The sequence below is a fragment of the Rhizorhapis sp. genome, from assembly GCF_035276005.1.
In the GTDB taxonomy this organism is placed as follows: Bacteria; Pseudomonadota; Alphaproteobacteria; order Sphingomonadales; family Sphingomonadaceae; genus Rhizorhapis.
Genome location: NZ_DATEMB010000002.1, coordinates 1 through 25489, shown reverse-complemented (window position 1 = coordinate 25489; position 25489 = coordinate 1). Strand labels below are relative to the sequence as shown.

General features: G+C 61.9%; 24 protein-coding genes and 1 riboswitch. Of the genes, 9 read left to right on the top strand and 15 right to left on the bottom strand.

What is annotated here, in order from left to right; all coding sequences use genetic code 11:
- Nucleotides 1–39 precede the first annotated feature (39 nt).
- Nucleotides 40–1986: an ATP-dependent zinc metalloprotease FtsH gene (gene ftsH / locus VJS46_RS00155; RefSeq protein ID WP_324057225.1), complete on the top strand. Its 1947-nt coding sequence runs from the start codon at nucleotides 40–42 to the stop codon at nucleotides 1984–1986.
- A gap of 223 nt (nucleotides 1987–2209) precedes the next feature.
- Here the strand turns inward: ftsH and VJS46_RS00150 are convergent, their stop codons facing one another.
- The 6 genes from VJS46_RS00150 to tsaD all read right to left on the bottom strand — a co-directional run bounded on the left by VJS46_RS00150 (nucleotide 2210) and on the right by tsaD (nucleotide 8532).
- Nucleotides 2210–2878: an RlmE family RNA methyltransferase gene (locus VJS46_RS00150; protein ID WP_324057224.1), complete on the bottom strand. Its 669-nt coding sequence runs from the start codon at nucleotides 2876–2878 to the stop codon at nucleotides 2210–2212.
- Complete coding sequence (locus VJS46_RS00145) at nucleotides 2871–3944, bottom strand: Ppx/GppA phosphatase family protein (RefSeq protein WP_324057222.1); 1074 nt, start codon at nucleotides 3942–3944, stop codon at nucleotides 2871–2873. The genes VJS46_RS00150 and VJS46_RS00145 overlap by 8 nt, the downstream gene beginning before the upstream one ends.
- Nucleotides 3945–4069: 125 nt before the next feature.
- Nucleotides 4070–4789, bottom strand: a complete 720-nt coding sequence (locus VJS46_RS00140; protein WP_324057220.1) for an alpha/beta hydrolase — start codon at nucleotides 4787–4789, stop codon at nucleotides 4070–4072.
- Nucleotides 4790–4936: 147 nt separating this feature from the next.
- Nucleotides 4937–6439, bottom strand: coding sequence for a lipopolysaccharide biosynthesis protein (locus VJS46_RS00135; protein WP_324057218.1), 1503 nt, complete (start codon nucleotides 6437–6439; stop codon nucleotides 4937–4939).
- Nucleotides 6440–6517: 78 nt separating this feature from the next.
- Nucleotides 6518–7501 carry an NAD(P)H-dependent glycerol-3-phosphate dehydrogenase gene (locus VJS46_RS00130; RefSeq protein ID WP_324057216.1) on the bottom strand — a complete coding sequence of 328 codons (984 nt, stop codon included), beginning with the start codon at nucleotides 7499–7501 and terminating at the stop codon, nucleotides 6518–6520.
- Entirely contained in the window at nucleotides 7498–8532 is a 1035-nt protein-coding gene (tsaD, locus tag VJS46_RS00125) for a tRNA (adenosine(37)-N6)-threonylcarbamoyltransferase complex transferase subunit TsaD (protein ID WP_324057215.1), read from the bottom strand. The genes VJS46_RS00130 and tsaD overlap by 4 nt, the downstream gene beginning before the upstream one ends.
- Nucleotides 8533–8576: 44 nt before the next feature.
- Here tsaD and hemC point away from each other — a divergent pair, with 44 nt between their 5' ends.
- The 3 genes from hemC to VJS46_RS00110 are packed head-to-tail and all read left to right on the top strand — an operon-like array spanning nucleotide 8577 to nucleotide 11097.
- On the top strand, nucleotides 8577–9518 hold the full coding sequence (gene hemC, locus VJS46_RS00120) for a hydroxymethylbilane synthase (protein WP_324057213.1): 942 nt from the start codon (nucleotides 8577–8579) through the stop codon (nucleotides 9516–9518).
- Nucleotides 9515–10189 carry a uroporphyrinogen-III synthase gene (locus VJS46_RS00115; protein ID WP_324057211.1) on the top strand — a complete coding sequence of 225 codons (675 nt, stop codon included), beginning with the start codon at nucleotides 9515–9517 and terminating at the stop codon, nucleotides 10187–10189. Before hemC ends, VJS46_RS00115 begins: the two co-directional genes overlap by 4 nt.
- 35 nt (nucleotides 10190–10224) lie before the next feature.
- Nucleotides 10225–11097, top strand: coding sequence for a hypothetical protein (locus VJS46_RS00110; protein WP_324057209.1), 873 nt, complete (start codon nucleotides 10225–10227; stop codon nucleotides 11095–11097).
- 169 nt (nucleotides 11098–11266) lie between these two features.
- Here the strand turns inward: VJS46_RS00110 and VJS46_RS00105 are convergent, their stop codons facing one another.
- From VJS46_RS00105 to VJS46_RS00080, 6 genes are all read right to left on the bottom strand, one after another.
- A complete protein-coding gene (locus VJS46_RS00105; RefSeq protein WP_324057207.1) occupies nucleotides 11267–12094 on the bottom strand; it encodes an arginyltransferase in 828 nt (275 codons plus the stop codon).
- Nucleotides 12095–12279: 185 nt separating this feature from the next.
- On the bottom strand, nucleotides 12280–13587 hold the full coding sequence (locus tag VJS46_RS00100) for a transporter (RefSeq protein ID WP_324057205.1): 1308 nt from the start codon (nucleotides 13585–13587) through the stop codon (nucleotides 12280–12282).
- 46 nt (nucleotides 13588–13633) lie between these two features.
- Entirely contained in the window at nucleotides 13634–14356 is a 723-nt protein-coding gene (locus VJS46_RS00095; RefSeq protein WP_324057203.1) for a hypothetical protein, read from the bottom strand.
- A gap of 11 nt (nucleotides 14357–14367) precedes the next feature.
- Nucleotides 14368–15075 (bottom strand): C39 family peptidase, encoded by a 708-nt coding sequence (locus tag VJS46_RS00090; RefSeq protein ID WP_324057201.1) that lies wholly within the window; start codon nucleotides 15073–15075, stop codon nucleotides 14368–14370.
- Nucleotides 15056–15430, bottom strand: coding sequence for a hypothetical protein (locus VJS46_RS00085; protein WP_324057199.1), 375 nt, complete (start codon nucleotides 15428–15430; stop codon nucleotides 15056–15058). Before VJS46_RS00085 ends, VJS46_RS00090 begins: the two co-directional genes overlap by 20 nt.
- A 76-nt stretch (nucleotides 15431–15506) precedes the next feature.
- Nucleotides 15507–16307 carry a hypothetical protein gene (locus tag VJS46_RS00080; protein ID WP_324057197.1) on the bottom strand — a complete coding sequence of 267 codons (801 nt, stop codon included), beginning with the start codon at nucleotides 16305–16307 and terminating at the stop codon, nucleotides 15507–15509.
- Nucleotides 16308–16847: 540 nt separating this feature from the next.
- Here VJS46_RS00080 and VJS46_RS00075 point away from each other — a divergent pair.
- The gene (locus VJS46_RS00075) at nucleotides 16848–17159 is read left to right on the top strand and encodes a hypothetical protein (protein WP_324057195.1); all 312 of its coding nucleotides are present in this window, start codon (nucleotides 16848–16850) and stop codon (nucleotides 17157–17159) included.
- Nucleotides 17160–17526: 367 nt separating this feature from the next.
- Here the strand turns inward: VJS46_RS00075 and VJS46_RS00070 are convergent, their stop codons facing one another.
- Nucleotides 17527–18777, bottom strand: coding sequence for a threonine ammonia-lyase (locus tag VJS46_RS00070; RefSeq protein WP_324057193.1), 1251 nt, complete (start codon nucleotides 18775–18777; stop codon nucleotides 17527–17529).
- Nucleotides 18778–18873: 96 nt separating this feature from the next.
- On the opposite strand from VJS46_RS00070, the gene VJS46_RS00065 reads away from it, so the two are divergent.
- From VJS46_RS00065 to VJS46_RS00055, 3 genes are all read left to right on the top strand, one after another.
- On the top strand, nucleotides 18874–19743 hold the full coding sequence (locus VJS46_RS00065) for an NAD(P)-dependent oxidoreductase (protein WP_324057191.1): 870 nt from the start codon (nucleotides 18874–18876) through the stop codon (nucleotides 19741–19743).
- Nucleotides 19744–19853: 110 nt separating this feature from the next.
- Nucleotides 19854–21518, top strand: coding sequence for an amidohydrolase (locus VJS46_RS00060; RefSeq protein WP_324057337.1), 1665 nt, complete (start codon nucleotides 19854–19856; stop codon nucleotides 21516–21518).
- Nucleotides 21515–22312 (top strand): class I mannose-6-phosphate isomerase, encoded by a 798-nt coding sequence (locus tag VJS46_RS00055; RefSeq protein ID WP_324057187.1) that lies wholly within the window; start codon nucleotides 21515–21517, stop codon nucleotides 22310–22312. The genes VJS46_RS00060 and VJS46_RS00055 overlap by 4 nt, the downstream gene beginning before the upstream one ends.
- Nucleotide 22313: 1 nt before the next feature.
- Here the strand turns inward: VJS46_RS00055 and VJS46_RS00050 are convergent, their stop codons facing one another.
- Both VJS46_RS00050 and cobU read right to left on the bottom strand, forming a co-directional pair.
- Nucleotides 22314–22484 (bottom strand): hypothetical protein, encoded by a 171-nt coding sequence (locus VJS46_RS00050; RefSeq protein ID WP_324057185.1) that lies wholly within the window; start codon nucleotides 22482–22484, stop codon nucleotides 22314–22316.
- Between the two features lie 37 nt (nucleotides 22485–22521).
- On the bottom strand, nucleotides 22522–23052 hold the full coding sequence (cobU, locus tag VJS46_RS00045) for a bifunctional adenosylcobinamide kinase/adenosylcobinamide-phosphate guanylyltransferase (protein WP_324057183.1): 531 nt from the start codon (nucleotides 23050–23052) through the stop codon (nucleotides 22522–22524).
- 38 nt (nucleotides 23053–23090) lie between these two features.
- Nucleotides 23091–23290: riboswitch (cobalamin riboswitch) on the top strand.
- Between the two features lie 120 nt (nucleotides 23291–23410).
- Between cobU and VJS46_RS00040 the strand changes: the two genes are divergently transcribed.
- Nucleotides 23411–25288 carry a TonB-dependent receptor plug domain-containing protein gene (locus tag VJS46_RS00040; RefSeq protein WP_324057181.1) on the top strand — a complete coding sequence of 626 codons (1878 nt, stop codon included), beginning with the start codon at nucleotides 23411–23413 and terminating at the stop codon, nucleotides 25286–25288.
- Nucleotides 25289–25489: the final 201 nt, after the last annotated feature.

Here is a 25489-nt window from a genome sequence, read left to right as displayed (position 1 = left end):
TTCCCTACATTTGAAGGGCGACGGCAACAGAGAGCGAAGATGAACGACGAAAAGGACCCGCAGACCAATCCCTGGATAAAGAGCGCCATGATCTGGGCCGGGGTGATCGTAGCCCTTCTGCTGTTCGTGTCGATCTTCGATTCCAAATCGGCCGCGCCCGCGGGCAATTCCATCGCCTATTCCGAATTCCGGCAGAAGGTGCAGGAAGGCGCGGTCAAGGACGTCGCCATAGCTCCCGACCGCATTACCGGCACGCTCACCAATGATGAGAAATTCTCAACGGTTCCGGTGAACGATCCCGGCCTTGCCAACCTGCTCGACGACTATAACGTCAAATATAGCGGCAAGGCGGAGGAGCAGCCGAGCTTCTGGATGATCCTTCTCTATCAGTCGCTGCCTTTCCTGCTGATCCTCGGCATCGCCTTCTTCGTCCTTCGGCAGATGCAGAAGGGCTCGGGCTCGGGCGCCATGGGCTTTGGCAAGTCGAAGGCCAAGCTGCTTACGGAAAAGCAGGGCAAGGTGACCTTCGATGATGTCGCCGGCATTGACGAGGCGCGCGAGGAACTGCAGGAAATCGTCGAATTCCTGAAGGACCCAACCAAATTCGCCCGTCTTGGCGGCCAGATTCCGAAGGGCGCGCTGCTGGTCGGCAGCCCCGGCACCGGCAAGACGCTGCTCGCCCGCGCCATCGCGGGTGAGGCGGGCGTGCCGTTCTTCACCATATCGGGATCCGACTTCGTCGAAATGTTCGTCGGCGTGGGCGCGAGCCGCGTGCGTGATATGTTCGAGCAGGCGAAGAAGAATGCGCCCTGCATTGTCTTCATCGACGAAATCGATGCGGTCGGCCGCCATCGTGGTGCGGGCCTTGGCAATGGCAATGACGAACGCGAACAGACGCTGAACCAGCTCCTCGTGGAGATGGACGGGTTCGAGGCGAATGAAGGCATCATCATCATCGCCGCCACCAACCGGCCCGACGTGCTCGATCCGGCACTGCTGCGCCCCGGCCGGTTTGACCGGCAGGTCGTCGTTCCGCGCCCGGACATCGATGGCCGCGAGAAGATCCTTGCCGTTCACATGAAAAAGGTGCCCCTGGCGCCCGACGTCAATCCGCGCGTCATTGCTCGCGGAACGCCGGGCTTTTCAGGCGCCGACCTTGCGAACCTCGTCAATGAGGCTGCCCTCCTCGCTGCCCGGCGCGGCAAGCGCCTCGTCGCCATGGACGAGTTCGAGGCCGCCAAGGACAAGGTCATGATGGGCACCGAGCGCAAGTCCATGGTCATGACCGAGGACGAGAAGAAGATGACCGCCTATCATGAGGCCGGGCACGCCATCGTCGCGGTTCATGAACCTGCATCCGACCCGATCCACAAGGCAACGATCATCCCGCGCGGCCGCGCGCTCGGCATGGTCATGCGCCTGCCGGAACGCGACAGCTACAGCTATCACCGCGACAAGATGTACGCGAACCTCGCTGTCGCCATGGGCGGACGCGTCGCCGAGGAAATCATCTTCGGCTATGACAAAGTGTCTTCGGGCGCGTCGGGCGACATCCAGTATGCGACCAAGCTTGCCCGTGACATGGTGACCCGCTGGGGCATGTCGGACAAGATGGGGCCGCTGCAATATAGCGAGGGGGAGGAAGAGGTATTCCTCGGCTATTCCCGCACCCAGAACATGCACATGTCCAACGAGACAGCGAAGGCGATAGATCAGGAAATCCGCCGCATCGTCGAAACCGGCTATGATCGTGCGAAGACGGTCCTGACGGAGCAGGAGCATCAGCTCCATCTGCTCGCCAATGCGCTGCTCGAATATGAGACGCTGAGCGGTGAGGAAATCAAGAGCTTGCTGGAAACCGGCGAGTTCCACCGGGATGATGGCGTGGTGGCAAAGCCCTCCTCCGTCCCGGCTGCGGGCTCCTCCATCCCCAAGACCCGCCGCCGCAAGGGGCCCTTTGGCGACACCGCCCCACAGGGGGCTTGACGGCCGGTTTTAAGTGACGAGCGGAAGGTCGGTTTTCCCTCTCCCATGGGGAGAGGTATGAAGGCGTGGCTGCGTGCAGCCTAGCCGGAGTTGGTGAGGGGGTTGTGCCCTCTCGGTAGCGTGGAACCCCTCACCCAACTGCGGCCACGTCCGACTGCGTGGGCCAAAGTCTGCATATCCCTCTCCCTCTGGAGAGGGGACAAACGACGACCCAAAGACAGGGTCAACCCTCCCGCCCCTTGAACCCTTGGGCGATAACATACCATTCGCTACTGCCCTTCCTGCTGGCGGGGGGCTTCGCATGCTTCACGGTTGCAAAATGCTTCTTGAGCACGGCGAGCAGGTCATGATCCGTCCCGCCCGCGAACACCTTGGCCACAAAAGCCCCGCCCTTCTGCAGATTCTCGATCGCGAACCAGGCGGCTGCCTCCACCAGCGCCATGGTGCGCAAATGGTCGGTCTGCGCGTGGCCGACGGTATTGGCCGCCATGTCCGACAGCACCAGGTCCGGCTCCGCGCCCAGCGCCTCACGCAGCATCTCCGGCGCGCGTTCGTCCATGAAGTCCATCTGGAACAGCGTCACCTCAGGGATGGCATCGGTCGGCAGCAGGTCGATACCCACCACCTTCGCCTTGGGGCTGAGCTTCTTCACCACCTGCGCCCAGCCGCCCGGCGCGACGCCAAGGTCAACGACATGCCGCGCCTGCCGGATGAGCTTGTATTTCTCATCCAGTTCCATGAGCTTGTAGGCCGCCCGGCTGCGATAGCCCTCAGCCTTGGCTTTCTTCACATATGGATCGTTCAGTTGCCGCTCCAGCCAACGGGTGGACTGCGCCGTCCTGCCCTTGGCGGTCTTGACGCGCACGCGGCCAGCGCCTCCGCCCCTAGCCATGATGATGCAGCCCGTCGCGCTCCATCAGCCCGCGCAAAATGCCTTCCCTGATGCCGCGGTCGGCAACGCCCAGCCTTTCCGCGGGCCATATGTCGAGGATGCACTCCAATATCGCGCAGCCCGCCACCACCAGATCCGCTCGTTCATGCCCAATGCAAGGCAGCTCTCGGCGCTGGTCGATGGACATGGCGGAAAGCCGCATGGAAATGTCGCGCATGGATGCCGCCGGAACGATAAGCCCGTCGATCGCCTGCCGGTCATAACGCGGCAATTCAAGGTGAAGGCTCGCAAGCGTCGTCACTGTCCCGCTTGTACCGAGCAGGCGCACCGCCTCCCGCCGTTTGGGCAGGCGCTCCGCGAAGGGACGGAAGCTATCCGCAACCCGCGCCCGCATGCGGGCATAGCCAGCGATCCGCGCCTCAGCGTCATTAGGATCATAAGCTTCGCTTTCGGTGAGCGACACCACTCCCCATGGGGCGCTTTGCCAGTCAAGGATGCGCGGAGCAGGGCCCTCGGTATCCACCAGCACCAATTCGGTCGATCCGCCGCCAATGTCGAAAATCAGAGCGGGCCCCTCGCCCGGCTCCAGCAGGATATGGCAGCCAAGCACCGCCAGCCGCGCTTCCTCTTCAGCGGAAATGATATCGAGGGCAATGCCGGTTTCGCGATAGACCCGCTCAATGAAGGCTGCGCCGTTGCTGGCCCGGCGGCAGGCTTCGGTCGCCACGGAACGCGCGAGCGTCACATGGCGGCGGCGAAGCTTGTCCGCGCAAACGGAAAGCGCCGCAATGGCTCGGTCGATGGCCGCATCGCTCAGCCGTCCGGAGGACGCAAGCCCCTCACCCAGGCGGACAATCCGTGAAAAGGCGTCGACGACGATGAAGCCGCCCGCGGACGGCTTGGCGATCAGCAAACGGCAATTATTTGTGCCCAGATCGATGGCCGCATAGGCGCGGCGATGAGGCCAACGCCCTTCTGATCGGGAGAATTGCGCCGCCATGGCCCGGCCGCCATCTTGCCCTCTGGCGCCGGAACTTCGCGGCAATGGCGATCCAAACTGTGCCATGCCGTAACTCACTTATGCTTTCCGGAACGGGCAATCCCGCCGGTACTTGGGCACAGGTTAAGCGCAAGCGCAACAGACTGCAAGGGAGGGAGAATTTTACCGGATCGGGAGGAGCTGAACCCGGATCATGCCTGAAGGGCGCGGAACACGGCCCGGAGGGCGTCGGGCGCAGAGGTAAAGCCCAGATGGCCGCACTGCACTTCGATCGCTTCATCGCTTTCATCGGGAAGACCCCGGGCGCAATGATCGGCCACCACACCGTCCATGCGGGACCAGATGGCAAAGGTGGGAACCGGCGGCTTCTGGTTCAATTCAACACGGATCGGCGGACAGTCGATCCGGTGCCGCGCGATGATCTCATACAGGCGCCAGGCATGATTGGCCCTAAGGTCGCCGGAAAAGGGACTGCCGAGCGTAATCACCTTGGCCACGCGGCCGGGAGCATATTTGGCATATTCCCGCGCAATGAGCCCGCCAAGGCTCCAGCCGATGATGGTGACGGGCTCGCCGCGATGCGATTGGATATGGTCCATGCGCCGGTCGAGCCGCTCGAACATGTCGGCCCGGACACCCAGATTTCGTCCCATGCCCCAGCCATAGCTGTTGTAATTGGCCGCTTTCAAAGTCCGGCGAAGCGTCGCCGTTGCCTGGTCCGAAGCAAGGAAGCCCGGCACAACCAGCACCTGATGATTCTGGCCATTATGGGATGTTTGGAAGATATGCCCGGCATGTCCGGCTCGCCTTACCCTCGTCAGGGAGCGCACCTCCTGCAGCAGCAGCGCGAATGGCGGCGCAGCTACGGCTCCATGCGTCGGCTTTTGATTGAAGGACGAAGACAAGGGCACGATTTATCCATGACAGCTTTATTACAATTACATTTTTATTACAGAAATTGTTCCCGGCTGTCTTTAAGGAATCGCCGAATGGCTGCGGGAAATCGGTGGAAACCCTTTCCGGCAGGCTGGACGGTACGGCATGCAACGAACGGGCGCCTAACGCGCCTTGCGGAACAATTTCCGGTCTTCGGGTCCAAATCCCTTGGACCAGATCATCCAGCAATAGGCGCCAAGGATAAGGGGCACGCCCAATGTCAGCTCCGCCCATTCGGGAATCTGGGTCACCACCATGCCTGCGGCCGTCGCCAGCGCCGCCGCCCAGACCAGCGCCCAGCGCCAGGCATTGACGGGGGCTCCAAGCAGGCGCGAGAGGAAACGCGCCTTCACAAATGCAGCAAGGCCAAGCGCGATGCAAAGCGCCAGTGCTGGTCCGGCCGCCACATAAAGCTCCGGCCATCCCAGCCGCCGGAACCCGAGAATGAAGACAAAGCTCAGCCCCGCCTGCACCGCGATCATGGCCAGCGAGATCATGAGGTTACGATGGCGTGCAATATAGACAAGCACCGATTCACTCACCACCGCAGTGGCCGCCACCACCTCTGCTGCAAGCAGGAAGGCGAGCGCGCCGGTGCCCCCCACGAAATTGGGGCCCACCAGTCCCATGACTGCCTCGCCGGGAATGCCGAGGGCGAGCGCAATGCCCATTTGCGCCGCGATGATCCAAAAGCCGACCTGACTCACCTGCCGGGCAATGGCGGCATAATTCTTCTCTGCAAGGTTCCGGGTAATGACGGGTCCCAGGATTGGATCGAAGCTGGTCTTCAGCTTTTGCGGCAGCGAGGCGACCTGCTGCGCAACATAGTAGATCCCGACGATATAGGGCGTCGCGAACAGACCGAGAATGGCCAGATCCAGCCGCCGGGAGCCCCATTCCACTGCGTCGGCGGCGGCCAGGGGCATGTTCTGCCGGGCCATGCGCCACAGCCGCATGGGTTCGGGCCGCCAACCCTTCGGCAGCCCATAGCTCCGTATGAGCGGAATGAGCGAGGCGACCAGCGCCGCCAGCATCGAAAGCACATAGGAAAGAATAAGGCCGTCGCGCAGCGAGTAGAAGGAAAAGGCAAAAGCCCCGATGCTGATCGTCCATGGCTCGATGATCGAGCGCGCCCGCACCGTCGCTGCAATGTCGTAGCGATAGGCGCAGGCGGTAAGCGCGATGTCCGACCCCGCAATCGCCAGAATGATGAGAGGCAGAAGCTGGTCCAGGTCATTGACGCTGCTGTTGGGGAACAGTGCCTGCGGAAAGATCGACAGGATCGCGGCTGCAATGATGGACGCAATGGCGCTGACCAGCATCGCGTCATAGACCACATGGCTATGGTCCCTATCGGTCCGCGCGAGCTCGCCGGCCAGGCCGCGCTTCAAGCCCAGCGTCGCGATCTGGGCCGCAAACTCCACCACCAATATCGCGTAGGCGAAGCGGCCAAGCGTTCCCGCTCCATAGATCCGCCCCGCGATAAACAGGAATGGCAGGCGCGCGGCCAGGCGCAGCAGGAAACCGATGAAATTGATGCGCCCTCCCTTGGCAAGCGCAGCAATATCCTCCTTCTCGGGAGATGCCGCACCGGCCGGGCTGTCGGGAGAAGTTGCACCCGTCAAAAAGCCTGCCCCTATTCTCTAAAGCGGATGCTTATCGCGAAGTACACGCTGCATGTAAATTGCCATTAATGCTGTAGCTTAATGGCCATTCTCCTGACGCAAAGGCCGCGCCAGGAGAGCATCAATTACTTTGGCCACGGAAAGCTCGTCCGACAGCAGCGAACAAACAGCATCCGTGATCGGCATGTCGACCCCGGCCGCCTTGGCAGCGGCGCGGAGCACGGGGGCGGTAAACGCCCCTTCGGCCACCGTGCGCCGGTCGGCCAGAAGCTCTACGGCGGGCTTTCCTTCGCCGAGGCCCTTGCCAAGAGAGAAGTTGCGCGAGCTGGCCGAGGAGCAGGTCAGCACCAGATCGCCCAGACCCGACAGTCCCGCCAATGTCTCTGCCCTCGCCCCGCGCGCAAGGCCAAAGCGGGTCATCTCCGCAAAGCCACGGCTGATGAGCGCAGCCCGCGCATTCTGGCCAAGGCCCGCCCCCTCGACCACGCCGCAGCCGATCGCGAGCACATTCTTGACCGCCCCGCCGATCTCGGCACCCGTAACATCTTCGGAAAGGTAGGGCCGGAATTGCGGCCGGGCGAGCCGGACGGAAAGCGCCTCTCCAAGGGCCTGGTCAGCGCAGGCAAGCGTGACGGCGGTGGGAAGGCCCTTGGCCACTTCATGCGCAAAGGTGGGACCGGAAAGAACCGCAATGGGCGCATCGGGGTGAACGGCGGCCGCCACCTCCGACATCAATCGCTGGGTCCCGGCCTCAATGCCCTTTGAACAAAGGACAAGGGGGATATCCTTGACCGGAAGCTTGTTCAAAATGGCTCCCAGATGCTGGGCAGGGGTAACCACCAGCAACGCGTCGCAGGATGCGAGCTGACGAAGATCGCCCGTCGCCTCAATTGCCGGATCCAAAGCTATCCCAGGTAGATAGGCGAAATTGCAATGGGTGCCGTTGATCGCCTGGACGACTTCTTCCTCAAAGGCCCAGAGGAGCACCGGCCCGCCATTGGCCGCCGCCACCTGAGCCAATGCAGTGCCCCAGGCACCCGCGCCGATCACTCCGATCCTCATGCCTTCACCCCCGCACCCCTCGCCTTTTCCGCGTCCGGATCAAGCGGCCAGCGTGGCCGGGCCGCGAAATCCAGTCCGTCCGTCATTCCCGCGGCAAAGCGTTCCGCTCCAGCCCAGCCTATCATGGCCGCATTATCGGTGCATAGCCAAAGCGGCGGCGCCACAAAGGGCAGATCATGCTCCGCTGCCAGCCCCTCAAGCGCGGAACGGACCGACTGGTTGGCAGCTACCCCGCCAGCGACAACCAATGCCGACAGATTCTTGCTTGCGGCCAAGGCACGCCTGGTCCGGTCGACCAGGCAGTCAATCACCGCCTGCTGGAAGCTGGCGGTAATATCCTCAACCCGCCACTCGCCCGATTGAGCAGCACGCATGACAGCGCTTTTAAGCCCCGCGAAGGAAAAATGCGGATCGCTGGTGCCGAGCAATGGGCGGGGTAGCGGCACTGCCCGGGGATCGCCGGACGCAGCGGTCTTCTCAACCGCTGGGCCGCCTGGAAAGCCAAGGCCAAGCAGTTTCGCCGTCTTGTCGAACGCCTCGCCCGCTGCGTCGTCAATGGTAGTGGCAAGACGGCGGTAATGCCCCACCCCCTCCACGCGCAAAAGCTGGCAATGCCCGCCTGACACCAGAAGCAGCAGATAGGGAAATTCCAGCGCGGGTTCCGCCAGCCGGGGCGAAAGCGCATGTCCTTCGAGATGATTGACGGCCACCAGGGGCTTTCCCGAAGCAAGGCTCAGCGCCTTGCCCGTCACCAGCCCCACCATCACCCCGCCGATCAATCCCGGCCCTGCCGTAGCGGCGATGGCGTCGACATCCGCCAGCGTCAGCTTCGCCTCGGCAAATACTGCTTCCACCAGCGGCATCAGTGCTTCCACATGGGCCCGCGCCGCGATCTCTGGCACGACGCCGCCATAGGGACTGTGCTCGGTTTCCTGCGTCGCCAGCTTGTGCGCCAATATCCGCCGGTCGCTCGTTACAAGAGCGGCCGCGGTTTCATCGCAACTGGATTCAAGGCCAAGGATGATGGTCATTGCCCTTCCCTCTACCGCTCTCAAAGATTAGAGCAAGCAACGATATGACGCATGAAGACAACCCTCCGTTCACCCGGCCCCTTCGCCTCGGCAGCCGGGGTTCCCCTCTGGCCCTGGTGCAGGCGCATATGGCGGCGAACGCCCTTCGCGCTGCTCATGGATGGAGTGAGGAGGCGATCGACATCGTCACCGTGCGCACTGACGGCGACCGCATACAGGACCGCCCGCTGGCGGAAATCGGCGGCAAGGCGCTTTGGACCAAGGAACTCGACCGCGCCCTTGCCGAAGGCGTGATCGATTTTGCCGTGCACAGCATGAAGGATGTCGAGACAATCCGTCCGGAGGAAATCGTCATCGCCGCCATGCTTCCCCGCGCCGATGTTCACGACCGGCTGATTGGGGCCGAAAGCATTGAAGCCCTTCCGAAGGGCGCAAAGGTCGGAACCAGTTCGCCGCGAAGAGCGGCTCAATTGCGGCGGCTTCGGCCCGACATTTCGATCGTCCTGTTCCGGGGAAATGTGGCGACGCGTATCGCCCGCCTGGAAAAGGGGGAGGCCGACGCCACTCTGCTCGCTGCCGCTGGGCTGATCCGGCTGGGTGAAACGGCAATAGGCAAGGACATTCCCCTGGAAACAATGCTTCCGGCTCCCTCCCAGGGCGCCGTGGGCATCGAGACACTTGCTTCCAACAGCCATATTCTGGAGCTTTTGAACGTCATCGACGATCCCGACACAAGCCATTGTGTCCGCGCCGAACGAGCCATGTTGCTGGGTCTCGGCGCTGGCTGCCATTCTCCGGTCGCGGCATGGGCAAGGATCGACGGAGAGGAAATCCTGCTATCGGCTGAAATTCTGAGCAGCGATGGCCAGGAGAATGTGTCCGCGCAAAAAAGGCTTGCGCGGGGAGACGAAGTGGCAGCCGCAGCGGTGGGCCGCGACCTGCTCGACAGGGCCAGTCCATCGCTTAGAGCCCTTTTCGGCGCATGAACCTTCCGCTTCTGATCCTGCGCCCGGAGCCGGGCGCAACCGCAACTGCACAACGCGCGCAGCGGCTGGGGTTGGTTGCGGTCCGCTATCCCCTGTTCGAAGTGCGCCCCTGTGCATGGGAAGCGCCGGATCCGGCAGGCTTTGATGCGATGTTGCTGACCAGCGCCAATGCCGTTCGCAATGCAGGCCCCAACCTTGCTCTATACCGGCACCTCCCGGTCTATGCAGTCGGCGAGCAGACCGCCGCCGCTGCGAGAGAGCTAGGGTTCAACGTGGCAGGCGTAGGCCGATCGGGCGTCCAGGCCATGGCCGAACTGATGGCCGCCCGCGCCCATTCCCGCGTCTTTCATCCGGCGGGCCACGACCGCACGGAATTCAATCCAGGTCCGCTCGTGATCGTCCGCCGCTCCGTCTACGAAGCCGTTGAGGCAGGCACTGCCGAGGGTCTCGCCGCCAGCATGCCGCAGGAAGCAGTAGCGCTTGTCCATTCACCTCGAGGGGCCAAGCGTCTCGCGCGGCTGATCCCCATGATTGAGCGGCGGCACCTCCATCTTCTGGCGATCAGCCCTGCGGTGCTGGACGCTGCAGGCGCTGGCTGGGCATCGGCCGCTTGCGCCCCCCGGCCCGACGATGAAGCACTGCTGGCCCTTGCCGCAGCTTTGTGCAAATAAGGTCGCGCGAGTTCTGAGAGGGAAATCGAGCGACAATGAGCGGTGACTATCAGTCAGGGGCAACTGCACGAACAGGGACCTATTCGGTCCGCGCCATGGCTTTGCTGCTGCTTCTCGCCTTTGCAGGCGGTCTGGCCGCCATGGCCTTTGTCATGAACCGCTGGGGTGGCTGGATGGGACGGGAACAGCCGGCGCAGGTCAGTCCCGGCGCAGCGTCGCCAAATGCCGGCGCAGACATGGCCAGGCATCGCCCGCCCGCAGTGATCCGGGGGGACCATGCCCAGGCGCTCACCGCGCGCGTGTCGGAACTGGAAGACCGCATCGCCCGCATCACCATGCAGGCGCAGGCGGCTTCCGGCAATGCAGCCAGGGCTGAAGGGCTGCTGATCGCCTTCGCCGCCCGCCGCGCACTCGATAGCGGCGCTCCGCTCGGCTATATCGAGGGGCAGCTTCGCTTGCGCTTCGGCCAGGCGCAGCCCCGTGCCGTCGCCACGATCATCAATGCCGCGCGTGAGCCAGTGACCCTGCAGGAATTGCAAGGTGGGCTCGAAGATATCGCGACTGAATTGGTGGGGCACGGCAAGAGCGAAAACTGGTGGGCCGACATGAAGCGGGAAGTAGGGGAACTGGTCGTTTTCAGGAACGCCGCCACCCCCTCCCCCCTACCCGAGCGGCGCCTGGCCCGCGCCCGGCGCTTGCTGGAGGCGGGCCGTGTGGATGCCGCCCTCGCCGAGGTCAGCCGCATGCCCGGCCGCAGCAGCGGAGCCAAATGGATGGACCAGGCACGGCGCTATATAGAGGCAAGGCGGGCGCTGGACCTTATCGAGACCGCAGCGATATTGGAGTCTCGCCATTTGCGCAGCATGAATGGCGATGTCGTGGAACAGGCATCGCCGCTGGCTCCTTGACCAGTCACGAACCATTTCCCGCTTGGGCTGAGCCTATCCAAGCTTCCTTATTGTTCTTCAGAAGAGACCATTTCCGTTCGTTCCGAGCGAAGTGGAGGGATGTCGGCGCGGCGTGTCTCGACTTCGCTCGACACGAACGGAATTAAGCTCATCAAAGAACAGGCCGTCCTTACTTCCGGAAAATCCCGGCCAGTTCCATTGGCAGATGCCGGTCGCTATTGACGCTGGAAATGGCGACCTCGCGGATGGCATTATCCTGTTCCGTGGGATCGAAACGGGTCCAGCCATTCTTGCCCAGGCGCTCGAGCGGGCGGTAGCGGATCTTATATTGCATCCGCTTTGAACCTTCGACCCAATAGCCGAGATAGACATAGGGAAGACCGGTGCGGCGTGCGCGCAGGATATGGTCCATGATGATGAAATTGCCGAGCCCCGGACGGGTCGGATGGTGCGGATCGAAGAAACTATAGATCATCGAAAGGCCATCGCTCTGCCGGTCGGTCAGGCATGCGCCGACCAGACGTCCCGGCGTTCCGGTTTCCGAAGGCTCGCGATATTCGATGACATAGCTTTCGACCGGCGTCTGCTCGACCATGTCGGCAAAGTCCATCTCGTCCATTTCAGTCATGCCGCCGCCCGGATGCCGCGCTTTCAGATAGCGGCGGAGAAGCTCGAACTGCTCATCGGTGGACCAGGGCTTGCAGGCGGTGACGACCAGATCCTCGTTCCGGCGAAGCAGCTTGCGCTGTGTTGCATTGGGTTCGAACTCCTGCGTGACAACGCGGACCGAAACGCATGCGGTACAGCCGGCACAGCTTGGGCGGTAGGCGACGTTTTGGCTGCGGCGGAAACCGATCCGGCCAAGAGCGTCATTGAGTTCGGAAGCATTCTCGCCGCTGAGTTCGGTAAACACTTTCCGCTCGCTCCGCCCCGGCAGATAGGGGCAGGGACTGGGATTGGTCACGAAAAATCGCGGGAACCGAAAGGGCGCTGTCACCGTCTCTCCGACCTCGTCTTATTGCTGGACTCCGACCAGACAACTATGCCGCCACCATCAATATATGAAAAGCGTGTTTACCACGAAAGATGATCAATCCCCAATTTTTCGCCTCTTTCGGGTGAGATTCCGCGCAGCATTTTGCCCAATGGGGGAGAAATGCTGCGCGGCCGTTCGCCGGAAGCTCAGTTCAGATTGAACGGGATTCGCAGAGTCGTGCGCACGTCATTTGCATCGTCCGTCGCGCCCATCTCAACGGTCCAATTGATCGTGGTCCGGCGGTTCACCCGATAGCCAATGCCGAAGAGGAAGCGGCCGACCTGAAGGTCTCGGGTCTTGCTCCTGATCGGATCGCCGAGAGCCTCCACTCCGTTGCTTATGGAAATGGGACGGATGCGGCTCTTTGTCGCGAACTGCCAAGTATGGGCATAGCCAAGGCTCAGGGAAAGTTGCGGGTTGAGTGCAATGCCAAGGCCCACGGTCGCATTTGGGGCGCCGCCGGGCTTCACACGCTCGATCAGTGCATCGCTGATCCGCTGGTTGACGTCCTTGCCGAAATTATAAGTGTAACCCACCGAAGCGAAGAGGGTCGCCGGGTCGCTCGGCATCAGGATCGTAAGGCTTGGCGCAACGCCCCAGAAGCCCGCGCCCGTGGCTGCCTTCGTGGCGTTGCCCAAAGCATCGCGGGGCACTTCGAACGGGTCCTCGCCGGTCGGGGCGATGACCTGCACACCGCCAATCAGGAAAGGCCAGCCACCCGTGCCGTCGGTAAGCTGGTAACGCGCTGACAGCTCCACATCGCCGAGCCCCGCTCCATCAGCCGAGGTGTTTATCGTGCCGACACCCGACTGCGGAGGATTCTGCACCAGCGGCACCAGCACCGCCTTATCGTCGCGATAGACGAAGGGCACGCGGGCGCTCACCTCGAACCGGTCGGTGACCCCGAAGCGTCCCACCATTGCGGCCGTCAATATGTCCTGCCGGCTCTCATTGATGTCGAATACGCCAACGAGCACGGATTGCGGCACCTCGATGCCGCGAAAGACGAAGCGGTTGCGGTCGGCGCGGGCATATTCAAGATTGGGCTCCAGCGTGATCCGCCCCGCCTTGGTAAGGATGCCGCCTTGATCGGCAAGCACCGCCACCTCGGGCATCCTGGTCTTTTCCTCGGGACGTTCCCCGACCTGTTCGACCTGACCCGGCGCAGGTGGCGCATCGGCCTGAGCGCTGGCCATCGCAGGCACGCCGCTGCCCGGCCCCGCTCCGGTCCCGCGCATGCGGCCAAGCACCTGGTCCTCAAGATGCTGCAGCCGCGCCCGCTGCTCGGCGATACGCATTTCCTGCCGCTGCAGCTCTTCCCGCTCTATCTGTATCTGTTCCATGACGGCATTGAGGCTCACTGGTTCGGCAGCGGTCTGCTCCCCGGCCTCAGCGCCCTGCGCAGCCATCGTCAGGGCGAACGCCAATGTTCCGCCGGTAAAGGACCTTATCATACCCACCCCCTGCTCTAGTAAATGGCTTCAACAAATTCCTTCAAATTCAATATGCTGTCCCACCAACAGCATCGAGCACGACATTTTCGACCCTGAGCAGGACATTGCCGATCGGAACGGCCGAGTTGCTCAGCGAAATGTTTACGGTCGCAACCGTATCGATCGCGCGATTGTCCATGGTGTTGGCGATAAGAACGCCCGTGCCGCCGCCCGTCACATGCTGAACCTCCAGGCTGGGTCCCCTGAGGACCACCACCGTGCCGGACTCGCCCCGCTCCACCTGCACTGTGCCGAGCGCAGTCTGCACCTGATCCCCCTGCACGATTGGCAAGAGCGTAGGTCCGCCAACAGCCGCACGGTCACCCGAAACATTCACTGATACTTGCGGCGCCGAGACGGCCGGCAAGTTCACCGATGCAGGCTGCGCAAGAGGAGGATTGGCATTGGCGGGCGGCGTACCCTGCTGAACGGGCGCGGCATAAACTCGCAGCGAGGCGTGGGCGGGGTCGGCGACATTGAGCACTGTACGGAGCGCAAGGTCGCCATTGACGCGCGTATCGATCTGCACCCCCACCGTCACGTCCATCCCGTTTGGAAGCTCAAAGCCCCCTCGCAGACTGGCCAGCTCCTCATCGCTGACCGCCGCCGCAGCGCCGAAGGGATTGGCATGGGCTGCAGGCACGATCACGCAAGAGAGGCCAATGCCTGTCACCGCCAGCCAAGTCAGCGATTGGGGCCGGTAAGAGCTTCTATAACAGAGAGGTGCCATGGCACGTCGCCTTACAATTCGAGAGGAAAGGCCTGCGGCCTTGTCAGCGCCAGCGCTTGCAGGCTGAGCGGCTCCATGAAACTCGTCGCCCTGGCGCGCGCCACCAGCGCCCATTCGCTTTCCCTGCCAAAGCTAGATCTGGCCTTGTCGGTTTGTGCGTTGATGACGAACAGGATCTGGTTCCACATCCTGTCGAACTTCCGCGCCTCGATGAGGCGGATGCCGAGCGAAGGATCGCCGATCAGCACCTGCCCCCGCTCTACACCCTTGATGACCACGAAATGGCGGTAGCCATCCGTGTCGATGAGTGCGATGCCGGGCACCTTCGTCGCCTTGATCTGCGCGAGCGTGACCTTGTACCCGTCGGCCGCAATGTCGCGGGCGGCGAGGTAGCGCTTCATGTCCAGCATTGAAAAGCCGAGTTGGCGGATCTGGTCGCGGTCTCCATCCCGCCACATGCCGACGAAGACCGACTGCTCCGTCTGCGCTTCGCCATAATGATAGCGAAGAAGCGTCGCGAGGGCCGCCGATCCGCAACTGAAGTCATAGGCTTGGCGAACGACGGTCAGATAGCGCCGCTGCACCATGCTTTTGACCGGCAGCACATAATCCGTGCCCGCGAGGCTGAGGCCGCTGCCCTGTGAAGGCAGCGGCGCACAGCCCCCCGCGGCAAGACCGCAGAGTGCCACCGCCCCAAGACTATTGGTGAAACGAGACATTGACGTTCATCGCCGCATTGACGGACACGTTGTTGCCAGTGTTCGCCGTCAGGATCGAAAGTCCGGCCATATTCTGGAACGACTGGCCATCGATCGAGACTTCGCCCGTGAACGACAGCCCATTGACACTGTTGCCCGCGACAATGCTGCTGTTTTTTGCCGAGGCGATCTGCTCTTCAAGCTGGATGTCGGCCATACCGGCAATAGCTCCAAGAGCCCCGTCCCCCACCTGCGTGCCCGCACCGAAAGGCCCCGATGCTGAAGCCGGAACTTCTTCGGCCGATACCGCGGGCGCGCTGGCAAGGATCAGGGCACACCCCGCCGCCAGGGCCGCCATGTGAAATTTGCGTGACATTGCTTCCTCCACCGAAGGGTTGAGAGGAGAGAGGATGAGCCGGGGCCCCACGCCCCCGGCTCATCCAGCGCGGCCCTTACTGGCCGAGGTTCAGCGTGCCGACCGACGCGCTGACGTTGATGCTTGCGTTCTGCAGAGCGCCGACACCGGTGTTGAGGTTCTGCGCATTCAGGCCGGCAAAGTTCGACATCGCGCCATTGTCGAGCGAAATGCTGTTGTCGATGATCGGGCTGCCGCCAGCGCCCCCGGCTCCGACGGAATTGGCTTCGCTCCACTTTTCGGCTTCGTTGCTGCTGCCCTTCCCGCCATTGGCCGGAACATAATAGGCAACATAATTGCCCGTCACGAAGCCGCCCAGCTTCGATTTGGAAATAACATTGCTGTAGGCGTAGTTGGACGTGCCGCCATTATTGGCCGAGCCGGCGCCGCTTGCATCGCTGGCGTTGATCGCGCCGCCGCCATTGATGGCGTTGGAACCCTTTTCGGCGTTCGCCCAGACGGAATTGTCGGACTCGTCGCTATTGCCATTAACTCCGCCCTTGGAGGCGAAATTGCTTCCCAGAGCGATCTTTCCGCCCTTTTCCGCTTCAATGGAATTGTCGACTGAATTGTCGGATTCGTCGTTGGTGACAGTTCCGCCATTATTGGCAGCGTTGCTGCCTTTTTCGGCCTCATTTTCATAGGAACTGTCGACCTTGGTGCTGTTGACCGTGCTGCTGTTATTCGCGGCATTGCTGCCATCATCAGCCTTGGCCTTCCCCCCCAGCCACAAATTCGCTTCAACATCCACGTCCGGTTGAGCAAAAGCCGGAATGGCAGCCAGGGCGCAGAATGACAACACACCCGCCGACGCCGTCAAAAGTAGGTTACGCTTCATGACATTCCTCCTGTTTGGTTCGTTTGCACGCGCCCTGCCACCTCGCGGCGCAGCATCTGCCCGACGATTTGAAGAGCCAGTACCGCCTTGCAATCAAAGCTTCCCCTTTCTGAAAAGCCGAATGGCGACTCTCCAGCCTGGATGGTTTCAACGAAGGCGTGAACGGATATTACTGATGCTATAGGACGTCCGGTTAGTGAGATTACGGATGAACGATTTTTCTCACCGCGAAGAGCGACGAAGAAAAAAGACGCCTTTTCAATCAGTCAGCATAGTACCTTGGACGTAACGAACGGCCAGCCAGAACTGGTTAAAGCCTTGTTTTCATGCCGGAATGACCGCCTCCCCGGAAAAAAAACACGCTGCTCCAAAGGTATACACCCTTTGATGTAAATAGCTGCCACATTCCCCAGCGGCACGATTTACGCTTTTGTGCAAAGATGTCCGGGACATAAGTGGGGCGCGAATCCGAGTCTCGTGCGCTGCGCGGCTGATGTGAGGGTGAACCACTGGTCACGCCTGTACTAGGGGGATGTCATCATGAACTTTTTCAAACAGGAGTTGTCCGGGCTCATCGAGTTGGATGGCAACCGGTTCATCGGCTGCACCTTCCGCAACGCCACACTCATCTATCGCGGCGGCGCTGCGCCGATCCTGAGCGGTTGTTCGTTCGATCCTGCCCAGATCCAGTTCAAGGACGCGGCCGCCAATACCGTCAACCTGCTTACCGCGATGGCACAACGGGAAAGCGGCCTGCGCTATATGGTGGCCCGAATGGCGTGGCAGATCCTTGGCAATGACGGGCCAGCGTCCCGGGATGCGTCAGCAAGCTATACTGCCGACGCAAACTAGATCTAGAACAACAGACCAAGGTCCCTCGATACCAGGCTGCGGGGTCCCTGCCTGCGCAGGGACGACGAGGGTCTCAAAGATGCAGCCTTGTCAAAAATCCACGGAGAGGCGCAGAGGCATTTAGAGCGCGCTGCGTTTAATCTGACGCGGGCGGGCGCTCTAATTCTTTGTTGTCGCATCGTTTTTCGCGCAAAACCGGTTCCCACTTTTGCGCACGATGCTCTAGCCGCTTTCAGCCATTCACCCCGTCGTCCCTGCGCAGGCAGGGACCCCGCTGCCTTGCAGGCAATCCTTTTGAAGCGCTTCGATTCTCGTCCCTCGACTTTGCCCGGAGAACGGAGCAAGTCCCCAAAAAATGCATGATTTCTCAGGCCAGCTCGACCGGCGAAACCTCATAACCCGCGGCCGCCAGTGCCGCCATTAATTGATCGAGATGCGCCCGGTCGCGAGTCTCGCATTCGATGTCGGTGATGAGGCCCTTGGCGGGAAGCGTCGTGAACACCCGCTGGTGATAAACCTCGATGATGTTGACCTGCTCTTCGTGAAAGATACGCGCGACGTGGAACAGCGCACCCGGCCGGTCCTGCAGGCGGATACGCAAGCGCGCCAGCCTTCCCGAACGCGCCAGATCCCGGAGCAGCACATTGGCCAGCAACCGGGTGTCGATATTGCCGCCGCACAGTACCAGGCCGACGGTGCGGCCCTTGAACCGCTCCTTATGGGCCAGCAGCGCCGCCAGCCCTGCGGCCCCCGCGCCTTCCACCACTGTCTTCTCGATCTGAAGAAGCAGGCTGACCGCCTCTTCCAGATAGCGTTCGCTGACCAGCACGATGTCATCGGCCAGCGCCTGCACGAATTTGCGGGTGAGTTCGCCGGGCTGCTTGACCGCAATGCCTTCCGCCAGCGTGTCGCCTTCGCAAGGGAGGTCCTCTCCCTTCACATTGGCGTACATGGACGGGTACAGTTCGGCCTGCACCCCTATGAGCCCGATAGCCGGTTTCAGCGCGCGGCTGGCGATTCCCATGCCGGAGAAGAGGCCTCCGCCGCCGATCGGTATGACCAGCGTGTCGATGTCAGGCGCATCTTCCAGCATTTCGAGCGCCACCGTCCCCTGCCCGGCGATGATGTCCGGCTCATCGAACGGATGGACAAAGGTAAGGCTCCGCTCCTTTTCCAGCTTGCGGCTATGGGCATAGGCGTCGTCGAATTTCTCGCCATGCAGCACCACGGTCGCGCCATGGCCTTCGGTCTGCATGACCTTCACCGTAGGCGTGGTCCGCGGCATGACGATAGTGACAGGCACACCAAGCCGTGCGCCATGATAGGCGAGCCCCTGCGCATGATTTCCGGCCGAAGCGGCAATCACGCCCTTTTTGCGCGCCTGCTCGTCGAGCAGCAGCAGCCGGTTCAACGCGCCGCGCTCCTTATAGGCGGCGGTGAACTGCAGATTCTCGAACTTCAGATAAACCTTTGCGCCAATAATCTCCGACAGCGTGCGGCTGTGCAGTGTCGGCGTCCGGACGATGGACGCACCGATGCGCTGCTGTGCGGCCTTCACATCATCGATCGTGACGGGCAGCGGGGCTGCGTCGGCGGGGAGCATCTTCTGTTCGTTCATGGGCGCAAAGCCCTAGGTCGAAGCAGGCGATGAATCAAGCAGCGCGTTTCCTTCATGCCCCTAGCCTCCAGAGGAATCAGGCGATATGCGGAGCTTATGGCAAAGATCGCATTCATTGGCCTTGGCGTCATGGGCGGCCCCGTTGCGGGCCACCTCGCGGCGGCAGGGCATGAGCTCATCGTCTTCAACCGTTCCATGACCAAGACAAGGGCCTGGATAGAACAGCATGGCGGCGAAGCGGCCGTCAGTCCCGCCAAGGCGGCAGACGGCGCGGAGGTGGTCGTCAGTTGCGTTGGCACCGACGATGACCTCGCCTCTGTAACCCTGGGCCGCGACGGCGCATACCGCACGATGAAGCCGGGCACGCTGTTCATCGATCACACCACGGTCTCTGCCCGCATCGCCCGGCAGCTTTTCGTGGAGGGCGAAAGCCGGGGTATTTTCTTCGTCGACGCCCCCGTTTCCGGCGGCCAGGCCGGCGCCGAAAAGGGAACGCTTTCCATCATGTGTGGTGGAACTCCCGAGGCCTTTGCCGCAGCCCGCCTGGTGATGCAGGCCTATGCCGGCCGCATTGTTCATGTAGGCGGCGCAGGCGCCGGACAGACCACCAAGATGGTAAACCAGATCTGCATCGCGGGCGTGCTGCAGGGCCTTTCCGAAGCGCTCCGTTTCGCCCAAGCGGCCGAGCTTGACCTCGACAAGGTGTTCGAGGCGATCTCCGGCGGCGCTGCCCAAAGCTGGCAGCTCGACAATCGCTGGAATAGCATGGCGGAGGACCGTTTCGACTTCGGCTTTGCCATCGATTGGATGCGGAAGGACCTCGGCCTGGCGCTGGAAGAGGCACGGGTAAATGGAGCCACCCTGCCCGTCACAGCGCTTGTCGACCAATTCTACGCCGATGTGCAGGCCATGGGCGGCAACCGGCAGGACACCAGCGCTCTCGTCCGGCGGCTGACGCGGGCATGACAGGTTCCATTGTCGAAACGCCGTGCATCAGCGGCGGCAGAATCTTGGCACGAGCGCATAAACCGTCATTCCCAGGGCTTCGGGTCACCTCTCTCCTTCAGGGGAGAAGAATATTACTGTCTGCCCTCGCCCTCATCCTTCCTTCTCCGCTCCTCGCCAGCGGCCTTGTCGACAATGTGAACGGCATCACCTTCGATGCGAACGGCAAGCTGGTCCGTTTCGACGGGCTACTGGTCGGCAGCGACGGCAAGGTCGAAAAGCTTCTGCAGCGCAAGGACAAGCGGCCGGAAAAGCTGGATTTTCGCACAGACGGCAAGGGCCGGACGCTGATGCCCGGCTTCATTGACTCCCATGGTCATGTCATGGCGCTGGGTTTCCAGTCGCTGACGCTGGACCTCAGCAAAGCCGCCTCGCTGGTTGAAGCCCTGGCGATGGTCAAATCCTATGCGGAGCAAAACCCGCAGCGCCGCTGGATCATCGGAACGGGCTGGAACCATGAAGCCTGGGGCATGCGCCGCTTTCCGGCGGCTGCTGATCTGGACGCGGTCGTGCCCGACACCCCCGTCTGGCTGGAGCGCGTGGACGGCCATGCCGCCTGGGCCAACAGCAAAGCCATGCAGCTTGCCGGAGTGACCGCAGCCACCAAGGCCCCGGAAGGCGGCCGCATCGAGATGGAGGCGGGACGCCCCAGCGGCATATTCGTAGATTCGGCCACATCGCTCGTTGAGAGGATCTTGCCTGCTCCGCTTCCCAAGGAACGCGACCTCGCCTTTTCCAAGGCCCAGCAAAATCTGTTAAGCCAGGGCATTACGGCCATTGCCGACATGGGCTCCAGCCTGGACGACTGGCAGGCCTTTCGCCGTGCGGGGGACCGGGGCAATCTGCGCATCCGCATCATCTCCTATGCCGCCGGCATCGATACCATGCTGAGCGCTGCCGGATCCGAACCGACGCCCTGGCTTTATGACGGCCACCTCCGCATGCCGGGCGTCAAATTTTCGCTCGACGGCACGCTGGGCTCGCGCGGGGCATGGCTCAAGGCGCCTTATGGCGATGCTCCCGGAGAAACCGGCCTGCCGCTGATGACCGGTGCTCAGCTTCGCAACCAAATGAGCCGCGCCGCCATGGACGGTTTCCAGGTGGCGGTTCACGCCATTGGCGACAAGGCGAATGCAGAACTTCTCGACGCCATCGACGAGCTTGCCGAAACCTATAAGGGCGACCGCCGCTGGCGCATCGAACATGCCCAGATTGTCGATTCAGCCGACCTCCCCCGCTTTGCCCGCAACGGCATCATCGCCTCGATGCAGCCGCTTCATGAAGCAAGCGACTGGCGCATGGCGGAGGCGCGGATGGGCAAGGAGCGGCTGGGGAGCGCCTATGCCTGGCGATCCATGCTGGCCAATGGCGTTCCGCTGGCCTTTGGCTCGGACGTACCGGTAGAGCCCGCCAATGCCTTTGCAGGGATCGCCGTCGCGATGACGAGGGAAGATGAGCAGGGCGAACCCTTTGGCGGCTGGATGCCCGAACAGCGCATCACCCTTGAAGATGCCTTGAAAGCCTACACATTAGGAGGCGCTTATGCCGCCCGCGCGGAGGACCGGCTGGGCTCGCTCCAGCCCGGCCGATATGCGGACTTCCTTCTGCTCGACAGCGACATCAGCATAGCTTCGCCGGCCGAGATCAGGACTGCAAAGATTGAGGAGGTCTGGATCGGCGGAAAACCGCAATTTGTCCGTGGAGGAAGCCCCGCAAAGCCAAAGGACGAACAGTGACCGCAATCAAGCTCACTACCAAATATGTCGAAAAGCCCTGGGGCCGCACGCAGATACCGGCCATCTTTCCCAATCCCGAAGGGCGCAAGATCGGCGAAATCTGGTTCGATGGCCCGGAGGGCGAGCGCCCGCCGCTGCTCGTCAAATATATCTTCACGAGCGAGAAGCTCTCGATCCAGGTTCACCCCAATGATGCCGAGGGCCGCGAGCGCGGCCTTCCCGGCGGCAAGGAGGAATGCTGGTATATCCTGGACGCCGAACCGGATGCGACGCTCGGCATCGGCCTCAAGCACGCCTTGAGCGGAGACGAACTCAGGGCCGCCGCGCTGGATGGCTCGATAGAGCGGCTGATGGATTGGAAACCGGTGAAGCCCGGCGATTTCTTCTTCATTCCGGCGGGCACTGTCCACGCGATTGGCGCGGGCATCAGCTTGGTGGAGGTGCAGCAGAATGTGGACGTCACCTACCGCCTTTATGACTATGGCCGCCCGCGCGAATTGCATCTCGACGACGGCGTGGCGGTAAGCAAGGCAGAGCCCTATCCCTTCCCTGAACGCAGCCTTCCCCTGGGGTCAAGCGCGCAGTTGATGCCCGGCGAGCCCTTCTCCGTGGCGATACAATCGCTGCAGTCCGGCACCCGATTGTCCCTGCCTTCCCCCACATGGTTCATCCCGCTGAGCGGCTCGGGCAAGATCGGCGATCAGCCCTGGCAAGGCAGCGAATGCTGGCTCATCAGGAGCGAGACCGAGTTTAGCGTGGATGAGCAGGCGGACGTGCTGGTCGCGAGGCTTTGAACTAAACCATTGCATGAGGATCAGCCAGCTTGCCCTTGAAAGGAGCAACCTTGATCTCTCCTTCCCTCTTCCGGGTCTGGGCAATGTCATAGCTGTTCTGCATCCGCATCAGCGTATCCATCGACACCCCAAAGGCTTTTTCGATGCGGACTCCACGTGCCTTTGCGGTCACCTCTGAGCAAATGCGCTGAAGGCCGTATTGTATCAAGCTACGCCATACGCCGATCAGCTAATTTCAACCATAACGGCAGCCCCGCCACCACCAGCGCAACCCGATCAGCCTTTGCTGCGATCGTCTGGTTAAGCCTTCCGGCTTCATCCCTGAACGCGCGGCCGAGGGGGGTTTCCGGCACGATGCCTGAGCCGACCTCATTGGATACCAGGATCACATGTCCTTCCTGCCGCGCAAGGGCGGTGACCAGGGCTTCCGCTGCCGCTCCAAGATCGCGCTCGGCCAGCATGAGGTTGCTGAGCCACAAGGTCAAACAGTCGACAAGCAGCACATTTCCTTCCCGGCCATGGCGGTCCAGCACGCCGGCGAGGTCGAGCTGTTCCTCCACCGTTTCCCACCGTGCGCAGCGATCCTGCTGGTGACGGGCGATCCGCTCTGCCATCTCGCCGTCATGCGCGGCGGCCGTAGCGACATAGATCAGCCGCCCCTCCTCCTGCTCGGCAAGTGCCTGCGCCAAACGGCTTTTCCCTGACCGGGCACCGCCCAGCAGCAATGTCGTCCTGATCATAAGCTTCTTCTCGCTTGCCCTTGATGTTGCCTGCCCTTAAGACGCGCGTCGCGACAGGTTCCCAGAGATGGGATGAAAAGGGAACCCGGAAGTGGACGAAAAGTCCACAATCCGGGGCTGCCCCCGCAACTGTGACCGGCGAGTTCGCGCCCCTCATGCCACTGGATGCACATCCGGGAAGGCGGGACGCGAGTGATGACCCGGGAGCCAGGAGACCTGCCTGACGCAGTCGATCCATCGCGCGGACGGGGTGTGCCGGGCGATCGAGGGATTCCCTCGCGTGACGACAGAGTCGGGCTGCGCGCGGGGAAAACCACCATCCGCGCATGGCCTCTTTACGTTGTTGAAAGGGGAATTCATGCGTTTTTCCAGTTATTTATTGCTCTCTGCCGCCATCATCGCGCCCATGCCCGCGCTGGCCGATGACGGTGAACAGATCGTCGTCACCGCCGCGCGCGTAGAAAAACCGCTGTCAGAAATTGGCCAGTCGATCAGCGTGATCAATCAGGACGAGATCGAAACGCGGCAGGCCGTTGCGGTCGTCGACCTGCTCCGCACGGTGCCGGGTGTCAGCTTCGCCCGCAATGGCGGGATCGGCACTCAAACGGCCGTCTATATCCGCGGTGCCGAAAGCGAGCAGACGGTGGCGCTCATCGATGGAGTGAAGATCAACGATCCCTCGACCCCCGGCGCAGGCTTCAACTTCGCCAACCTGCTGACCGGCAATGTCAGCAGCATAGAAGTCGTTAGGGGATCGCAGTCGGTCCTTTGGGGAAGCCAGGCCATCGGAGGCGTGGTCAACGTAATTACTCGGGAGCCCGGCGAAGATCTCTCCTTCAATGGCAATGCGGAATATGGCTATCGCGATACGGCACAACTCGTGGGCAATCTGTCCGGCAAAGTTGGTCCCGTCGCCGCCAGTATTGGTGCGGGCTACTTGCGGACCGACGGCATCTCCACCTTCAACGAAGATCGCGGCGCTACGGAGAAGGACGGCTATCGCAATTTCGGGGCTCACGGGAAATTCCTGATCAGCCTTTCTGATGCGGTGTCGGTCGACCTGCGCGCTTGGTACGCCGATGGCAAGGCGGATATCGACGGCTCGCCTCCGCCCGCCTTCACTCTCGCGGAAACACCGGAATATTCCCGATCGAAGGAATTTGTCGGTTATTCCGGCCTCAACCTGGCGCTGTTCGATGGACGCTTCCGCAATCGCTTCGCCTTCGCCTATACCAATATCAAACGTGACAATTTCGACCGCAGCCTGACGCCAGAGCAGACATTTGACAGCAAAGGCGTTAATGAGCGGCTAGAATATCAAGGCATTTTCGACTTCTCACAAGGCATCGAAGCCACATTCGGCGCGGAGCGTGAGAGATCCCGCATGCGGACCGCTTCTCCCTCTTTCCTCGATCCCAATCCGGCGCCCGTCAAAGAGCGAACGACGCTTGAAAGCCTTTACGGACAGTTGAGCGTTACCCCGCTCGCCGGCTTCACTGCCACCGGCGGCGTCCGGTACGATCATCATGACAGCTTCGGCGGCCAGACGATCTTTGCTGCCAATGCTGTTTACAGCCCCAATGAAGGCCGCACGACGCTGCGCGCCAGCTATGGTGAAGGGTTCAAGGCCCCGTCCCTGTTTCAGCTCTTCAGCATGTTCGGCAATGATGACCTTCAGCCCGAATCTTCAAAAAGCTGGGATGCGGGGATCACGCAGCGCCTTGTGGACGGCGCCATCGAAGTGAGCGCCATCTGGTTCCACCGCAAGACCAGGAACCAGATCGATTTCGATTTCTTCACTCTCCAATATGCAAATGTCGCGCGCTCCCGTGCAGAGGGTCTTGAAACTTCGCTGCTCCTGAAGCCTGTCGAAAATCTGACTTTCCAGGCAAATTATAGCTGGATGGACACCAAAGACCTCGGCACCGGCGAACCCCTGCGCCGCCGCCCGCACCACAGCGCGAATATGTCCGTTGACTATAGCTGGCCCTTCGGCCTCCAGACCGGAGCCACCATCACTCATATAGGCGCCAGCACGGACATCAATTTCGACACGTTCGAAACGGTAAAGCTCCAAAGCCATGTCCTCGTCGACCTGCGCGCCAGCTTGCCCATAACCAAAAGCGTGGAACTTTATGGCCGCATCGAAAATCTCTTCGACGATCGCTATGAAACCGCCTTCCGCTACGGCCAGCCTGGCCGCGCGGCCTATGCCGGGGTGAGGTTGAGCTATTGAGCCGCGCATTCGATGCGTACTCTCCCTCTCCCCTGCGGGGAGAGGGTCGGGGTGAGGGGGTTCGACGCCTCGGCTTTTTCCATGAGCGCCGTATACCCTCACCCAACCCTTTCCCTCAAGGGAGAGAGCTTTTGTGAATAGCCCCATGACCAAAACCGCCGCCCCAATCCTTCCATATGCCGAGCTTTACGGCCATGGCGG

Coding starts and splice junctions, on each gene's coding strand:
- VJS46_RS00070 (WP_324057193.1), bottom strand. CDS start 18,777: ATGAACGAACAGAAGATGCTCCCCGCCGACGCAGCCCCGCTGCCCGTC.
- VJS46_RS00085 (WP_324057199.1), bottom strand. CDS start 15,430: ATGTCACGCAAATTTCACATGGCGGCCCTGGCGGCGGGGTGTGCCCTG.
- hemC (WP_324057213.1), top strand. CDS start 8,577: ATGACGCATGAAGACAACCCTCCGTTCACCCGGCCCCTTCGCCTCGGC.
- VJS46_RS00110 (WP_324057209.1), top strand. CDS start 10,225: ATGAGCGGTGACTATCAGTCAGGGGCAACTGCACGAACAGGGACCTAT.
- VJS46_RS00040 (WP_324057181.1), top strand. CDS start 23,411: ATGCGTTTTTCCAGTTATTTATTGCTCTCTGCCGCCATCATCGCGCCC.
- cobU (WP_324057183.1), bottom strand. CDS start 23,052: ATGATCAGGACGACATTGCTGCTGGGCGGTGCCCGGTCAGGGAAAAGC.
- VJS46_RS00090 (WP_324057201.1), bottom strand. CDS start 15,075: ATGTCTCGTTTCACCAATAGTCTTGGGGCGGTGGCACTCTGCGGTCTT.
- tsaD (WP_324057215.1), bottom strand. CDS start 8,532: ATGACCATCATCCTTGGCCTTGAATCCAGTTGCGATGAAACCGCGGCC.
- VJS46_RS00065 (WP_324057191.1), top strand. CDS start 18,874: ATGGCAAAGATCGCATTCATTGGCCTTGGCGTCATGGGCGGCCCCGTT.
- VJS46_RS00095 (WP_324057203.1), bottom strand. CDS start 14,356: ATGGCACCTCTCTGTTATAGAAGCTCTTACCGGCCCCAATCGCTGACT.
- VJS46_RS00145 (WP_324057222.1), bottom strand. CDS start 3,944: ATGGCACAGTTTGGATCGCCATTGCCGCGAAGTTCCGGCGCCAGAGGG.
- VJS46_RS00080 (WP_324057197.1), bottom strand. CDS start 16,307: ATGAAGCGTAACCTACTTTTGACGGCGTCGGCGGGTGTGTTGTCATTC.
- VJS46_RS00115 (WP_324057211.1), top strand. CDS start 9,515: ATGAACCTTCCGCTTCTGATCCTGCGCCCGGAGCCGGGCGCAACCGCA.
- VJS46_RS00075 (WP_324057195.1), top strand. CDS start 16,848: ATGAACTTTTTCAAACAGGAGTTGTCCGGGCTCATCGAGTTGGATGGC.
- VJS46_RS00130 (WP_324057216.1), bottom strand. CDS start 7,501: ATGAGGATCGGAGTGATCGGCGCGGGTGCCTGGGGCACTGCATTGGCT.
- VJS46_RS00100 (WP_324057205.1), bottom strand. CDS start 13,587: ATGATAAGGTCCTTTACCGGCGGAACATTGGCGTTCGCCCTGACGATG.
- ftsH (WP_324057225.1), top strand. CDS start 40: ATGAACGACGAAAAGGACCCGCAGACCAATCCCTGGATAAAGAGCGCC.
- VJS46_RS00150 (WP_324057224.1), bottom strand. CDS start 2,878: ATGGCTAGGGGCGGAGGCGCTGGCCGCGTGCGCGTCAAGACCGCCAAG.